This is a genomic window from Crocinitomix catalasitica ATCC 23190 (assembly GCF_000621625.1).
GTDB lineage: Bacteria > Bacteroidota > Bacteroidia > Flavobacteriales_D > Crocinitomicaceae > Crocinitomix > Crocinitomix catalasitica.
The window spans coordinates 98837-115007 of the sequence record NZ_JHXV01000001.1 but is presented as its reverse complement, the minus strand read 5'-3'; the positions used below and the strand labels follow the sequence as shown (position 1 = coordinate 115007).

Annotated in this window: 17 protein-coding genes; 9 read left to right on the top strand and 8 right to left on the bottom strand. The window is 32.9% G+C overall.

Annotated features, from left to right (window positions below):
* Positions 1 to 67: 67 nt before the first annotated feature.
* The 6 genes from T367_RS0100565 (at position 68) to T367_RS23490 (ending at position 3868) form a co-directional block, all read left to right on the top strand.
* Positions 68 to 850, top strand: coding sequence for a hypothetical protein (locus tag T367_RS0100565; RefSeq protein ID WP_027418095.1), 783 nt, complete (start codon positions 68 to 70; stop codon positions 848 to 850).
* 11 nt (positions 851 to 861) lie between these two features.
* Positions 862 to 1359, top strand: a complete 498-nt coding sequence (locus tag T367_RS0100560) for a membrane protein (RefSeq protein ID WP_035841972.1) — start codon at positions 862 to 864, stop codon at positions 1357 to 1359.
* Positions 1360 to 1407: 48 nt separating this feature from the next.
* Positions 1408 to 2091, top strand: coding sequence for a hypothetical protein (locus T367_RS0100555; protein WP_027418093.1), 684 nt, complete (start codon positions 1408 to 1410; stop codon positions 2089 to 2091).
* A 72-nt stretch (positions 2092 to 2163) separates the two neighbouring features.
* Complete coding sequence (locus T367_RS0100550) at positions 2164 to 2355, top strand: cold-shock protein (protein WP_027418092.1); 192 nt, start codon at positions 2164 to 2166, stop codon at positions 2353 to 2355.
* Between the two features lie 92 nt (positions 2356 to 2447).
* Positions 2448 to 3344 (top strand): RluA family pseudouridine synthase, encoded by an 897-nt coding sequence (locus T367_RS0100545; protein ID WP_157454069.1) that lies wholly within the window; start codon positions 2448 to 2450, stop codon positions 3342 to 3344.
* A complete protein-coding gene (locus T367_RS23490) occupies positions 3341 to 3868 on the top strand; it encodes a hypothetical protein (protein ID WP_027418090.1) in 528 nt (175 codons plus the stop codon). Before T367_RS0100545 ends, T367_RS23490 begins: the two co-directional genes overlap by 4 nt.
* Before the next feature lie 40 nt (positions 3869 to 3908).
* Here T367_RS23490 and T367_RS0100535 read toward each other — a convergent pair whose 3' ends face one another.
* The 3 genes from T367_RS0100535 to T367_RS0100525 form a co-directional block, all read right to left on the bottom strand.
* Positions 3909 to 5483, bottom strand: a complete 1575-nt coding sequence (locus T367_RS0100535; protein WP_157454068.1) for a hypothetical protein — start codon at positions 5481 to 5483, stop codon at positions 3909 to 3911.
* A gap of 46 nt (positions 5484 to 5529) precedes the next feature.
* Entirely contained in the window at positions 5530 to 7110 is a 1581-nt protein-coding gene (locus T367_RS0100530) for a hypothetical protein (RefSeq protein WP_027418088.1), read from the bottom strand.
* 137 nt (positions 7111 to 7247) lie between these two features.
* Complete coding sequence (locus T367_RS0100525; RefSeq protein WP_035841971.1) at positions 7248 to 8843, bottom strand: hypothetical protein; 1596 nt, start codon at positions 8841 to 8843, stop codon at positions 7248 to 7250.
* A gap of 167 nt (positions 8844 to 9010) precedes the next feature.
* Here T367_RS0100525 and T367_RS0100520 point away from each other — a divergent pair, with 167 nt between their 5' ends.
* A complete protein-coding gene (locus T367_RS0100520) occupies positions 9011 to 10132 on the top strand; it encodes a vWA domain-containing protein (RefSeq protein WP_027418086.1) in 1122 nt (373 codons plus the stop codon).
* A gap of 22 nt (positions 10133 to 10154) precedes the next feature.
* Positions 10155 to 11609, top strand: a complete 1455-nt coding sequence (locus T367_RS0100515) for a sigma 54-interacting transcriptional regulator (protein ID WP_027418085.1) — start codon at positions 10155 to 10157, stop codon at positions 11607 to 11609.
* A 26-nt stretch (positions 11610 to 11635) separates the two neighbouring features.
* Here the strand turns inward: T367_RS0100515 and T367_RS0100510 are convergent, their stop codons facing one another.
* The 3 genes from T367_RS0100510 to T367_RS0100495 all read right to left on the bottom strand — a co-directional run bounded on the left by T367_RS0100510 (position 11636) and on the right by T367_RS0100495 (position 13494).
* Complete coding sequence (locus tag T367_RS0100510) at positions 11636 to 12559, bottom strand: hypothetical protein (protein ID WP_027418084.1); 924 nt, start codon at positions 12557 to 12559, stop codon at positions 11636 to 11638.
* Between the two features lie 28 nt (positions 12560 to 12587).
* Positions 12588 to 12956: an OmpA family protein gene (locus T367_RS23485; RefSeq protein WP_027418083.1), complete on the bottom strand. Its 369-nt coding sequence runs from the start codon at positions 12954 to 12956 to the stop codon at positions 12588 to 12590.
* A gap of 226 nt (positions 12957 to 13182) precedes the next feature.
* The gene (locus T367_RS0100495) at positions 13183 to 13494 is read right to left on the bottom strand and encodes an antibiotic biosynthesis monooxygenase family protein (RefSeq protein WP_027418082.1); all 312 of its coding nucleotides are present in this window, start codon (positions 13492 to 13494) and stop codon (positions 13183 to 13185) included.
* A gap of 193 nt (positions 13495 to 13687) precedes the next feature.
* On the opposite strand from T367_RS0100495, the gene T367_RS0100490 reads away from it, so the two are divergent.
* Positions 13688 to 14260 (top strand): PAS domain-containing protein, encoded by a 573-nt coding sequence (locus T367_RS0100490; RefSeq protein ID WP_027418081.1) that lies wholly within the window; start codon positions 13688 to 13690, stop codon positions 14258 to 14260.
* Between the two features lie 6 nt (positions 14261 to 14266).
* On the opposite strand, the gene T367_RS0100485 is transcribed toward T367_RS0100490, so the two are convergent.
* Both T367_RS0100485 and T367_RS0100480 read right to left on the bottom strand, forming a co-directional pair.
* On the bottom strand, positions 14267 to 15016 hold the full coding sequence (locus T367_RS0100485) for a T9SS type A sorting domain-containing protein (protein WP_027418080.1): 750 nt from the start codon (positions 15014 to 15016) through the stop codon (positions 14267 to 14269).
* Between the two features lie 173 nt (positions 15017 to 15189).
* Positions 15190 to 16119, bottom strand: a complete 930-nt coding sequence (locus T367_RS0100480) for a hypothetical protein (protein WP_027418079.1) — start codon at positions 16117 to 16119, stop codon at positions 15190 to 15192.
* Positions 16120 to 16171 lie beyond the last annotated feature (52 nt).

The following is a 16171-nucleotide window of genomic DNA, read 5'->3' as shown; positions in this document are numbered from 1 at the left end:
TTTAAATATTAATCTTATTTAATTCTTTAAATTTATCGACTAATTATTTTCATAATAAATCCCTCGAATGAATTCCAAATTATTATTCACCCTATGTACGCTGATTATTTTCTCGTGCAACGAAAACCAGCATGAGAAGAGTAACCTTGTTTCATTAGACCCTTCTGAAAGTCTTGCATGCAACCTCTGTTTATTAAAAGACTCTATTGATCATTATAATATTGCATCACTAAAACAAACGGATAAACAAGATACACTGCTCGACTGGAGACTCAAAATAAACCAACACCTATACGATTCATTATCAAAAAAATTCAGAAAAGAAAATCAAACTATTTTCCAATCAAAGCCAGGAGCTATTGCATACAAAAGCACGGAGTATGGTGCGCTTGAAATGTGTATGAAAAAGTATGCTTTTAACTTAATTGAAGATAAAGTAGAACGCGATCAACTTTTCTCATCCTATGTTGCTTATACTTTTTACAACGATTTACCGATTTATAATAATGAAGTCGACACCTCATTAATTCCAAAAAAAGATGGTTTTTATATCCTAGAAATCTACGGTAAAACCAACCGCGTTAAATATGAAGAATTTCCAGTCTATTGGGAACAATTAATGCATAAACATGTTTTGGCAAATACTTACTTGACAGAAAAGAAAAATAGTATTGCTAAAAAACTTTGCGGTAAGACTTTAAATCAAATGTCAGAAGCAGAATATGCGATGTTTAAAGAACATGTAGCGATTGCAGATGATATTGACAAAAATTTCACTTCAATCATACATCAAGATAAAATTTACCAACAATTATTGGCGGACTTTAAAACAATAAGTTCGCAAGAATAAACAATACTTCCATGAATAAGAAAATGCGCATTTACCACCGATATCTAGGATTCTTTTTAGCTGGAATAATGGCAGTTTATGCACTGAGCGGAATTGTATTAATTTTTAGGGAAACTAAAGTTTTTACGTACGAAACACAAATAGAAAAGACCTTACCCAATACGACCACAATTGACGAATTAGGGAAAGCTTTAGGATTAAAACGGTTTAAAATCGAGAAAACTGACGGTGATTTGGTCTATTTTAAAGAAGGAACATATAATAGTCTTACACACGAAGCTAAATATGAAGTCAAAGAATATCCAATAATACTAGACAAGTTAAATAAGCTACATAAAGCAACTACAGGCAGTCCTTTATTCTTTTTAAACATCTTTTTTGGTCTTGCATTATTGTTCTTTGTTATCTCAACATTCTGGATGTTTTTACCTGGAACGAAAATCTTTAAAAAAGGAATGTATTTTACTATCGGAGGAATTATCCTTACTGTGTTAATGTTATTTGTTTAAGAATGATTTAAGGAATTAGTGTATCTTCGACTAAACAAAAGTTAAGCGATGACCATTCTTCAAATTCCTACACCAAACCTCAAACAAACGATTAAATATTATGATGACTTAGGCTTCAAATATGAAAGTTTAAATGATCAGCATTATATTTTTGACAATCAAATAACAATTGAGATTGACACCAGTCATGTCAGTAGAATTGGCATTAAGATTTTCAGTATTGACTTTTCTAAAATGATTTCGGCACTTGAAAAGATTGCTCCAATCACAAAAACAGACAATGGTTTTATTACCACATCTCCAAGTGGCTGTTGGGTTTATCTTGCACAAAGTGAAGCCCCCATACTTAATACTTCAAAGGAACAGAACACCATTCTAGGGAATTTTTCAGGCATCAGTATTGAATCACATAGTTTCAAAAAAGAAGTTAAATTTTGGGAATTATTGGGATTTAAAATCACAGCTGGAAGTGCGAATGACCCATGGGCATCATTGGTCAATGAAGACAAATTTGTGATCAGCCTTATGAAACCATTGATGTGTCCACATTTGTTTTTCAACCCGTCATTGACCTTTTTCAACGGGAAAAACAATCCGCAAATTATAGATGAAATTCGAACGAGAAAGATTCCAATTCGACAAGAGATAACGCATTTTAATAAAAATAATATCGTTGATAATATTATACTTTGTGATCCATCAGGACTAGGGGCTTTTATTTTCAATGACTAAATAAACAATTAGAAACATTACCATTCCAATTAATTTATCTAGTTTTGCATTTTTAAAAAAATATTGAATATAATGAAAAATGGAACAGTAAAATTCTTCAATGAATCAAAAGGATTCGGTTTTATCACTGATGATGAGTCTAACGAAGAGTATTTTGTACACATCTCTGGTCTTATTGATGAGATCAACGAGGGTGACAACGTAGAATTTGATTTAAAAGATGGTAAAAAAGGATTAAACGCAGTTGACGTTAAAGTATTATAATTATACCAATCACTTTTTAGATTTGCCTGTTCGAGTTCAACTTGGACAGGCATTTTTTTGTTTAAACACCATAGATACATTAATTTTAAGAAGTGTCAATAATAAAAGCTACATACTCCATTCTACCCGCACATGATGGTATGCGCTTAAATGAATTTGCTGAAGCACATTTAAACGAATACACGAGTAAAAAGGGAGTTAAAAAAGCCATTAAGCGCGGTGAAATATTAGTCAACGCTAATCATGTTGAAGGCGGTCGTTTTTTAAAGGAGGATGATATTATTACGATTGTAGATATTGAACAAACACCTCCAAAAGTATTCCCGATAGACCTACCTGTTATTTATGAAGACGATTTCATTGCAGTAATCAATAAACCAGCAGGACTCACAGTAAGCGGAAATCAATATAAAACAGTACTCAATGCACTTGGCCATAACCTCAAACAAAGTAAATCGGAAGATGCTTTACCGTGGCCACAACCGGCGCATCGATTAGACAATCAAACATCAGGATTATTATTAATTGCTAAAACAGCAAAAGCAAGAATAGAATTAGGCAATGCGTTTGAAGAGAAGCGCATCACAAAAACCTATGCTGCAATACTCATCGGTAAATTAGCAGAAGCGCAAAACATTACGTTTCCAATTGATAATAAACCATCAGCATCTTTAATTACACCTCTACGATATGTTAGTTCGCTTAAAAACGAATTCCTCACATTGGTAGAACTAAATCCATTTACTGGTCGTACACATCAATTAAGAATTCATTCCGCTAAGATTGGTCACCCCATACTTGGTGATAAATTATATGGTGATGACGGTATGATTCTAAAAAACAAAGGACTTTTTTTAACAGCGAAATCACTCACTTTTCAACATCCAATAAACGGTGAAGAAATAATTGTAACAATTGAACTACCAACTAAATTTTCTCGTCGTCTTGAAAATGAAGAACGCAGGTTTAACAAATATAAACTAAAATGAGAATACTATTATTTACACTTTTCCTTACACTAATAACAATAAGTTTTGGTCAAACGGTCGATCTAGATTCGATTGACAATAATTATATAAGAATATTAGCGATTCAAAACTGGGATGAGGTAGTACACATTTCCGCTGAAGATGAATCGACAGAGGGCGGTGAGATTAATTATTATTACAACGAGAATAAACTTGAAAAAATCAGTGTTGATTATTTCGGAGAAATGGGCAAATCTTCGAAAGAGTTTTATTTAATGAATGGAAAGCTATCGTTCGTTTATGAAATAAATCACACTTATAATCTACCGATTTATTTGGATTCAATCACTGCAGCTGAGCATGGCGAAACAGCATTTTTTGACAGTAAAAAATCGAAGAACACTGTTAAATCGACTTATATAGCAAACGGTATATTACTTGAACAAATTCCTGCAATAGCATTCGATTCAAAAATTCGAAAGGCGGAGGCTAATCGACTTATGGCTGATTTTGAAAAATTACTAATAAAGCTTGAATCTAAATAGAATTTGGGGCTTAATTATTGTTTCGATAATTTTAGCTCTTTTAATCGTAGGTTATTCGCATTAACTGAGCGTCTATGTCATTCATATAATGATACAAAACTTCACCTGCGTTTTCGTCGATAAAAGAATTCAAAGCTGGTTTTTTAAACTTCTTTGAAACTTTATATGGACTTTTGGAAATATTGTAGATAACGTTTTTACTGATCTCCCCATATTTATCAACGATAGTCTCATATACAACCTCAGTTTTATTTAAGGATTTAGCTTCAATTTTAGATAAGTCATCGGGGTTTGCATTGTTAACATCTAACAAAGTACCAATATTTAAAATGACCAAACGGTTATCCACATTAAAGCACTTGCCTTTTGAGGCAAAATCACCTTGTTTATCATACCGATGATTGGTTATCTCATTTTTATCATATCTGCTGATTATGTAGTCAAGATAGTAATTTTTAACCGATGCCGCTGTTCTGGTTACCGTTGCTAAATAACCATACCATTCACGATTATAAATCTCTCCTACAATTGAAAAAGAGCCGTCGTCATGCAAAACTACTTTTTGCAAATTAAGATCTTTAATAGACACATCTCCTTTTTCATCTACCATTTCTATTTTTTCTTTCTCCGATAAGTCAGCTAATAAGTCATTCGAAAACTTAAACCATTTCTGACTTTTAATCGTTTTTTTCTGGATATCTACTTCAAAAACAAACTCTCCTTTAGCTTTTACGGATCCAGCATCATTATAATATCCAGCGATATAGATCTCACCTGTCTTAGACTCTATTAAACGCATTTCAACAATTCTTTTATCCTCCTCAAGCTTAAAAATGATATCCGTTATTTGTTCGTCCCTTCCCTGCACTGTTATCCCAAACTCTTCTACATCGGCGGCATTAGTAACATCCTCTGATTTTGAGGATTTTCGTATTCGAGCATACAATAAGTACTTCCTCCCTTCGGAATCAAATGAATAATCATGCGAATTATAACTACAATGCATATCAAAAAATTCGAGTTGATTTGTCGTATTCGCTACTAGATTCAAATATTCATCATATATCAACCAACCACGAGGTATGTTCAACATATATAAACTTGTATACAATTCAATCCTAATTAAATTCTTGTCAGAGGTATAATCAACAATACATAGAGGTACATGTAAAAAAGAGAGATACTCTTCTTTATGAAGTAACTTTGGCGGACTAATTTTAAAAGTTTCAAAATCCACCTCTAGACCAAAAATTTTTAAAACATTACTCTTCTCATTATATTTTGAAGAAAAAAGGTTGATTCTACCATCTATTGATATTATTTTCAAAAATTCATGCTCCTCATGATAAAAATATTCAGTCATATTTTTTGACGACACCAACTGAAAATCACGATTATACTTGCTTAAAAAATGGTCACCTTTATTCTCTTTGCTAACCACTATATATCCATCTGCAAAGATTATACAATCGAGTATATGAAGATTACTGTGTTGATTAAATGGAAATGAAAGCTGTTCTGATTCTGAACTACTATTATTATGTTGACCCCAACCCGTAAATTGGTTGATTAAACACATACAAATCACCAACAAAAGTAAATTATAATTTTTCATAATTAAGCTAATTATTTATCAATAGACTGAATAATTAAAATTTAAATTAATAAGTAATCTTCATTAATTCGGCTGCTTCTCTGTCATTCATATAATGCCACAACAACTCTACGCCACCCTCATATTCATTTAAATAACAATTAGTGTCCAGCCATCTAAATTTTATTGAATTCTGGTACTTACTTTGAGAGATATTATAGATTACATTTTTTTCAATTCTTCCATATTTATCAACTTGTGTTTCAAATACAACTTCTCTTTTTTCAAGATCCTTTTTAGTTTTTTTTGTTAAGTCGTCTGGATTACTATCTTGAAGATCCAGCATCGTTCCTAAATTAAGAAAAACCAATTTATTTCTAGCATTGAAGAAATAAGAGGCGTGTTTAATATTTCTATTTTGATCAACCCTATAATTCGCCATTTCTTCCTTATCATATCTACTTAGAATATAATCTCCATAATAATAGACATTTACATAACTTGATGTAGATGCATTATAATTTGAACTTACCTTATAAATTTCACCAATAATAGTGAACGAGCCATCATCATGCAACACCACATCTCTGAAGTATAGATTATAAATGTATAATTTATCATTCTCCAGATTATAAAATTTCTCTTTGTCTTCTGCTAAATCATCCATTAAATCTGTTGAAAACGGAAGCCATTTATGAGATTTAATTGTTTTAGATTGTCTATCCAATTCAATAATAAACTCACCTGCAGTACCGACATTGTTTTCCTCTTCATAATAGCCAACCACATACACCTCATCAGTTTTTGATTGCACTAATTTTAAAATATCAAAATACTTATCCTCAAATACTTCAAGCGGAATTCTCGTTACCTCACCATCAATCTCTAATATTAACAACTCTAAAGCCTGCGGTTCATAATCAGACGGATCTAAAATCAATCTACTTTCAGGTGTTGGCGCAGAAGTATATAATAAGTATGCCCTACCATCCTTATCAAAAACAAAATCTATTTGAAGCGTCATCCACCCCTCTTTAAACACATCGGAATAAGCCGATAAATCCCATAACTCATTGAGTTTATCATCAATAATAAACCAAGTAAAAGTAGCTCCTGTACTACCAAAAAAACCTCGATAGGCAACGCTAACCTTAAACATTTCTTCATCGTCCATTGAATCAATATTAAAAGCAATCTTACCTTGTAATTCTTTTACGACTTCTGAAGGCCCCAATTCTAATGTGGCCAAGTCTAATTCTTGCGCATAAAGTATTGTTGATTTCGTTTTTCTCGTGTATTGAGACGAAAACAACATCACTCGCTCACCCATTTCCATTGTTTTTACAAAATAAAACTTTTCTTTTATAAATTTTTGAGACACATCTACAGAAGAAATTAGTTGATAATTCAAGCTAAATTTATTGATGTAAATTTTACCCTTTTTTTTACCTTCAATTTGCTCTTTTAAAAAAACAATATAACCATGCGAAAATCGCATGACATCAAGAATTTTAAAATTCTCATTGTCTTGATATTTAACGGAGATTTTTTTTATAGTATAGCTATCATCATTTGACTGACTGAAACCAATATTGAACACTAAACAAGTTATAAAAATGCTGGTAATTAGCAATTTTAGATTTTTCATAGATAAATGTTTTAACGAATATATTGTTTCAAAGGTAATTCAACAGCAACTAACATAGAAATTGTGTTAGGATCCCTTTAAAACAAAAATGATAGTCTTAGCTTAGTAAGACTATCATTTTTCATGTAATTAATAATTTAGTATTTAATTCGAATCAATTGAACTACCTTTCCTATTCTTCCTCTAATTATAAGTTCATTAGCGAATTCATTAACATTCACTGTTGCAACTTTAACAATTTGTCTATCTACAGCTAAGCCATCCTTCTTTGGATCTGCAAAATTTACAGCAGCTTCAACAGTTTGTTCGCCAGCAGCATCAACAGTTGTTTGTACGATCGCTCGCGTTTTCAAAGATTTTTTAACCTTACGATCGAGAACGTCATAATCACCATCATATGCGTCAAGCAACTGACCTAGCTCAACTAGAATCAATTCGTTTTTCGCATTAAAATAGGCTGTTGCTCCATCATAAGTATTATGTCTTAAATATCGAGCATTAATAAAATCACCACCATTAACTCTGCTAATGATTAGATCTCCGTAATGATATGTAGTTCTTGTCGATGTACTCCCATTTGCATTCGTAGTTGTTGTAGTTGTGATCCAAAAAATTTCACCGACCATTGAAATAGTTCCATCATCATGTTTAATGATATCTCTTAAAAACAAATCAATCAAACCTAAATCACGTCCTTTCGACTCTTTAGCATTCGCCTTTTTTAATTGTCGTTCTGACAGTTCAGATGTAATAAACTCCTTACTGAATTCATGCCAACGCTCTTCTTTAATATCATTTGTCTTTGAATCAATTTCAAAAAGCACCTCACCATCTAAGCCATGCCCCTTATCAACTTTACGGTAATAACCTCCTGCATATACTTCGCCTGATTCGAGCATTACAACAGACATATTCATTATCTCTCTCTCAACGCCTGACTCAAGCTTAATTTTCTCTTCAACGCTGCCGTCATTAATGATTGTTAGCTCATATTTATCTGAAGAATATTTAGCCGAAGCACCTTTGATTGTAGCAGGCCTTGTCATGGTTAGAAGAAAAACTTGTCCTTCATTACCAAATGCAACCTCAAAAGTAGTAAATACTTTCTCCCCTTCGTTGATCATATAATCTAAAGACTCCCAAAGCTTATTCAATTCTTTATCAAATGCTAAAAAAGATAATGCTTCACCTGTTTTTCTTGTGGTTGGATTTACAGATAAAAGAAAGAAGTCCTTATTCGGTGAAGTCATAACCTCAAAATTCACTGTGCCATTCCATTTCTCTGACTGTTCTTGATACAATTCTATTGGTTCTGTAAGTTTTGTAGACTCAATATCTAATTCTTGCCCATAAATAATAAGCGTTTTACTCAATTTTGAGTACTTATAGGATATTACAATATACTTCCCATCAACAGCTAGCAATTTTTCAAGTATGAAATCTTCCTTTTCAAATTGCTCTGTAATATTCTTTGAACTGATTAACTTAAATTCATGATCATACTTTTCAATATAATAATACCAACCTCCAGGTCCTCTAATTGGCTCACGAGTTATTACCAGATATCCGTATTCAACACTAACGCATTCTACAATTTGTAAGCGATCATTTTCATGAAATTTTATCATAAAAAGCTCAACATCATTGTCCGCCATTTTGACTTGACTGAAGCCATAATTAATGGAAATTAGCAGGGATATTGCTACTATAGCAATAATTCTTATTCTATTCATAGTATAAAAGTTTTCAGCTAAGTTAAAATTCTGAATCAATTTTAACAGCAATTAACAGAGAATTAATCATTCTGCTTTATCCAAACGAAAATTTAACCTTAACTTAGTAAGGCTATCTCTTTTCAAGCGATTAATAGATAGGAACAGTTAAAAAGTCAAAGAAACAAATGGATAAACCAAATACAAGAAGTGGCTTTATTTTTACTGAATTTGTTGAAGAAAAGAAAGAACCTTTCGATAAATTTTTCGACATTTTTAAAGAAATAATCACCCACACGTCAGGGGATGTAGATGAGGCATTGGACTGGTTAGCAGAACTGGACAAAGAATATAAATTAAGTACGCGCGATTATAATTTAGATGACTTTATTGAAGATCTAAAAAAACGAGGCTACTTAAAAGATGATGATGATCCCAACAAACAAGGAGGCTTATCGATCACTGAAAAAACAGAACAAGCCATTCGACAGAATGCATTGAACCAGATTTTTGGTAAATTAAGGAAATCAGGACGAGGGAATCATACCACAAAACATATTGGATCGGGAACAGAGGAGAGTGGTGAATTTAAGAATTACGCTTTTGGAGACTCACTATCACAAATTGCAATCACAGAAAGTATCAAAAATGCCCAGATTAACAATGGTATTGGAGATTTTCAGCTTTTTGAGAAGGATTTGATTGTCAATGAGAATCACCATAAAGCACAAATGAGTACGGTCTTGATGATTGACATCAGTCACAGTATGATTTTATACGGCGAAGACAGAATCACACCGGCTAAAAAAGTCGCAATGGCTTTGGTCGAATTAATTCGAACGCGTTACCCAAAAGACACATTAGATATTCTGGTTTTTGGCAATGATGCCTGGCCGATTAAAGTGAAAGATCTTCCCTATTTGCAAGTTGGTCCTTATCATACGAACACGGTTGCTGGCATTCAATTGGCAATGGACCTTTTGCGCAGAAAGAAGAATACGAATAAACAGATTTTTATGATTACCGATGGTAAACCAAGTTGCTTGCGTTTGCCGAATGGCGAATATTATAAAAACAGTTTTGGCTTAGATCCAGAGATAACAGACAAATGTTATAATATGGCGAAACAAGCAAGAAAATTGCAAATTCCTATCACCACATTCATGATTGCACAGGATGAATATTTAATGGAATTTGTAGAAAAGTTCACACAAGAAAATAGAGGAAAAGCATTCTATACCGGTTTAAAAGGACTGGGTGAAATGATTTTTGAAGATTACGAAACGAATAGAAAAAAACGAATCAAATAAAGATTCTCAAGGATAAATTATTATGGATCACAATAAAATAAAAACACTCGGCGCATTAAAAAAATCCGATTATAAATACAAAAGCATTAAGGATGAGTTGAGAACGAACCTCATCAATATGTTGAAGGAAAAGAAAACACCTTTTTCTGGAATCATTGGTTATGACGCAACAGTAATTCCACAATTACAACGTGCGATATTAGCAAAACACAATATAAATCTATTAGGACTAAGAGGTCAGGCAAAAACAAGAATTGCAAGATCATTGGTCAATTTATTAGACGAATGGATGCCTGTAGTTGCAGGTTCTGAAATTAACGATGATCCTTTGAAACCCATTTCTAAATATGCCATTGATAAAATAGCAGCTGAAGGAGATAAAACACCTGTCGAATGGATTCATAGAGACAAAAGGTTCTTTGAAAAACTAGCAACGCCGGACGTAACTGTTGCCGATTTAATTGGAGATGTAGACCCGATAAAAGCAGCGACTTTAAAACTGACTTATGCAGATGAACGTGTGATTCATTATGGCATGATTCCACGTGCGAATCGTTCGATATTTGTGATCAATGAATTACCCGATTTACAAGCTAGGATTCAGGTGGCCTTGTTTAATATTTTGCAAGAAGGTGATGTACAAATTAGAGGATTCCAGATTAGAATGGAATTGGATTTGCAATTTGTCTTTACTGCCAACCCAGAGGATTATACGAATAGAGGAAGTATTGTAACGCCTTTAAAAGACAGAATTGGTTCTCAAATATTAACACACTACCCTATTACGCGAGATATTTCAAAAGAAATCACAGCACAAGAAGCCAAAGTAGACAAGTTATTGGCAGGCAATATACATGTGCCTGAATTGGCGAAAGATATTTTAGAGCAGATTAGTTTTGAGGCAAGAAAAAGTGAATTCATTGATGCCAAAAGTGGTATTTCTGCAAGAATGACAATTACCGCTTATGAGAATCTTTTAAGCACAGCCGAATTAAGATTATTAAAATCAGGAGACCAAAAAACAGGCATTCGAATGAGTGATTTGTTGGGTATCATTCCCGCAATCACAGGAAAAGTTGAATTGGTTTATGAAGGAGAACAAGAAGGCGCTGAAGGTGTTGCCAATTTATTAATTGGGAATGCGATCAAATCCCTTTTTGACGAAAATTTTGTGGAGATTAAAAAACTTTCCAAGCCTGGTCAGTATGATGATTTTGATCAATTAACAGAATGGTTTATCAATAATCCAGGATTCGAATTAGAGAACGAAGTCAATGAAAAGACATTTGAAAAAGCTATCAATCAAATAAAACCTTTGGATAATATTCTAGAAAAATATCAGCCAGAATTGGCTAAAAAAGATCGTTTATTCGCTAAAGAATTTGTGCTTTGGGCGTTGGTTGAATATAAAAAATTAGCAAAGAAAAGATTTGCTGAAGGATATGAATTTGAGGATAATATTTTAAGAGGATATTAGAATTGAAATGGGGTGGTGATTTATAATTACCATCCTGTTTTATACACTTTCGTTCCTGCGCCACAATCGTGTTTTTGGCAATAAGTGCGACCGGCATTCAGGCAAAGTTGTTTTTCATCAACGCCATTCACCCAGTCTTTAATGATTTGGTCTAAAACATAAGCACCTGGGTAGAGTAACGTATTCGTTCGAACTAAAGGATAACCTCCAGCTTTCATGAATTCGTTTTGCAAATAACCATAGGAAACACATGCATTCATGACAATATCTTTTTGTTTACCATCAACATTGGGCCAATCTTGTACGTGAATAGCATCCATCATTCCATTGTGGCCATTAAACATAACCATATCCGCATTTCCTGCTGCAACTATTGTCGTATTATTATTCAATAGAATTGAGTCTTTATGTGCTCCTGAAATAGCTGATAGATAATTATTGATGGTCTCTTCCATCCTATCTCCACGATAAGCATCTGCAATTAAATAGACTTTTTGGCCTTCAAATTCTTTTTCAAACACCATTCTTTCTAGCACATTCGAATCAATATCCAATTCGTCATATCGCAATTTCCAATCGGGCAACTTTTTAAAATAAGCTTTTGTTCCACCGCTGGTTGCCCAATAAAGATTCGTTCGAATACTCATGCCATCACCTAACGATTTAGAAGTTGGTACAATGCCTTGATGTTCGTTATCACAAAGGGGAATGTATAAATGGACAATTAAATCTTCCTTATTGGCTTTTTTTACGGCTAATGCTGTTTTAATTTCTGAACGGTCGAATAAGGTAGAAAAAACTTCACTTTTGGGCTCATTTACAACTTGAACCGAATCCTTCACACCATTAATTGTATCAATTTGTATGGCTGCAACTTTGTCTTGGCGCGCTGTCGATTGACAGGCAGAGATCGTTCCTAGAATCGAGAGAATTATGGTAATTTTTATCATAGGTCATTAAATTAGTAAACTATTTGCCTCATTCAGAGCCAATACTTAATACTTTTAGTTCAATTCTATTGTTTTTAGAATGAAATTCAGCTTGTTTATCAATTGGCATTTTTTCTATAACTACTTCTTCGTAAATAGGTACAGTTTCTCCATAACCTTTTGAAACAACTTGCTTTTCAACAATCCCAAACTGAGAAATTAAATCGTTTTTTATTGCAACTGCACGTTTCTCACTTAATTCGAGATTCGCTTTTTTACTACCTCGCGTATCAGTATGACATCTTAGCTCAAAAATAAGTGTTGGATACCTTTGCAAAAACTCCGCGATTTCTATTAATTCTGACGGTAGGTCTTCTATTTGTAAATTAAGTTTAAATGAATACCTTATTCGGGGCACAAAATTATATCACCTTGGTGAAAAACACTATCAGCTATAGTTTTGTGTATTTCTTGCCCTTTTATATTGGCAATTATAACTAAAAACGATATTACGAAAAAGGTATGATTTATATTCATTTCATTTAAAATTTTTGATAAACCAATTGAATTTCAACATCCTCAATATCAAAATGATCAAAAGCACGAAGATCGACTCCTAAACCGCTAAGACAAAATAGTTTCATTTAATAAACATCTGGTTGAATAAAATCACTCACCATTTCCAGTTCATGTATTGTTTCAATACTCGAGCAAGCAGCTTTCATCAATTTCTTTACGCCATCCGCAAAACCCGGTAAATTTTGACCAGCATTTTTCCAAATATCTTTACTTGGCCATTGGGCATAAGCAATATACAATCCATCAGCTTGTTTGTGCAAACGGGACCCCAAACTTCCCTCAAATTCATAAATCAATTCTGTTAACGACCGCCATGATTTGATAAAGATATCTTCTTCACCTTTTTTTACCTTAAACGAATAAATTGCTGCAAACATATAGTAAATATTTTTTTGAATATAGTAATTATCAAAACAACACCTTCAATGACGAGGTTGTCTTCATTTTTAAAAATCTCGTATCTTAAGATCTATTTAGCATAAACAATGATGACTTAACGGATATTCAATTAGCAGTAGATGCGTTAAATATCCATATAATGCGTATATTTAATTGTAAATACTTCCCATTATGAACAATCAATTTATTGAAGACCTTGAAAAAGCAAAGGCAGCTGCGATCAGCGATTTTTTGGAAGTGGAAATGTCCTGTTTTGATCAAGATCGATACAAAAACATTATTCAAGAAGATAAAACTACTGTTCTCTTCTTTATTGATTTCAGGCAGTCAAAATTCCTTTTCTTAAGTTCTAACACACCAGAAGTAGAAGGTTACACAAAAGAAGAAATTATCGCAATGGGGCCTTTTAAATTTTACGATTTAATTCATCCAGCGGATAATATAATAATGAACTCTAACACATTTGTTAGCATAAACAAATACTTTATAAACCTTGATAAAGATGATATTTCCGATTATAAAATTGGTTATAATTATAGATTAAAACAGAAAGATGGTACTTATGTTTGGCTAGACAACGAATTTATATTTTTAATGGCTGGAGACAATTATGAACCCTTAATTATTGTTGGAACAGCTCAAAAAAAGGAACAACTTGCTTCAACAAAACTTTATGCACGTATCTTTAAATTGAACGAAGAAGATGATTACGATATGGTATTTGAAAATATTATTGAAGATTAAACCATTCTAGTAAATAATCTTACCTGTTTTAACGACCTTATTTCCAACCTGCAGCGTATAAATATAGACTCCCGATTCAGTATTCAACTCAATTATTTGATTCCCTTCGTTAATTTGTCTATGCTCAACCAATCTTCCACTTAAATCATATAAAGTTAAAATTGAAGCTTGATTGATATTATTAATATAAAGTCGATTGTTAAACGCGTAAATTTCAATTAAATCATTTGCATTATGATCATTTATCCCTAGCCATAGCGCTAATTCTATATCGAAAGTAGCATCACAACCATGTTCATTTATTAAGGATACCGTTACTACTCCATAACACAAATCTTCCAATTCGTATACATCATCTGGTGCTATTGTAGACCAAAATCTTATTGAACCATCACAAGAATCAGGATGCGTTGGATCCGTCATTTCATAATCAATTTCTATCGCATCAGGATCGACTAATAAAGCTGAATCCCTTAAAGTACATCCGTCTGCATCTGTTATCTCATAGTAATACCAGCCAGCGTGAAGCGAGTTACCTGTACCAGGCCCCATTAAATCGTTTACAACATCGCCATCCGTATTTGTATAAACTATTGTATACGGTTCTAAACCTCCAAAGGGGGCTGCTAAAATACTTCCATCAGAGAATCCTGGACAAGTAGGATGATAGATTGTTGTATCAAAATCAAGATCTTCACATTGAGAAAATGAGCTTAATGAGATAGCTAAAATTGAAAAGAATAAAAAAAGTTTCATAGTTAAAAGTTAAGTTTTAATCTAAGTTTTCATAGCAGTATTTTAGAGGCTATCAAGTACTAAACCCAAAAAGAAGTTAAAAGGTTGCATTTAAACACAATAGGGTCAAGCCTAACGACTCAACCCTATTGATTTCAATAGTTAAAATGGACAAAAATTAACTACTAATTTATTTATAGATCAGCAATTGCAGCTTCAATATCTTCAAGTGTTGACGGGCTCATTACCGCTGTTTCCATATGATCCATTGTAATTGCTGTCTCATCAGAGATATAACTATAATAGACATCATCAATTTCGGCGACACAGACAAAAATTGCACGTGAACCAGTTGGAACATTATTTAGCCTATAAGTTGATGAAATAGTATCGTTAGGATAAAGGTTTATTACAGAATTAATTTCTGGAAACACAACAAAACAGCTTGTATATCGAATTCTATATTCCGCATCTAAAACCGCTGAAATAGTAGTCTGTGGCGCTGGATTATCCCATCTATAATCACAATTAATCCAACCTAAATCTGGATTATCAAATTCGAAATAATAATACACTCCTCCTTCTAAACTATCTTCTTCCACCACCACAACTGTATCTTCAATTAAAGCCCAATCAACAGGACCGTCTAACGATTCAATCCCTTCGTACAAAGCCATTCTATCATCTGGCGCATCAGTTGGAACCATTACAGATAGACTTGCATCTGGTGCCAAATATACCTGACTACCACTTTTAGTTGCTGTTATTTTTAATTGACCACCTGATACTAAAATATTATCACCTGATACCGTTGGTTTATTCATCAAAACCATATCATTGTAATTTAAAACTTCAATCATTTCAATATTTACTGCTCCAGTTACAGTAGATCCATCTGCATAAACAAATGCATCTACAGGAACGGTTACAATTGTTCCATCTACACCTGTAAATGAGCCACCGGCATTGTTGTTAATGGTAAAATCTTGTTTGGCATCTTCAACATTGTCAGTAAAAACATTTTCTAAATTCGATGTTGGAATTGGCCCTGGAATTATTTCGTGTTTCTTACATGAAAATAAACCAAGAGAAATTGTTAGGATTAAATATGTTATCTTTTTCATATCGTTATATTTATTTTAAATACGGAACTCAATTTTGAATGGTTGTCTGGAA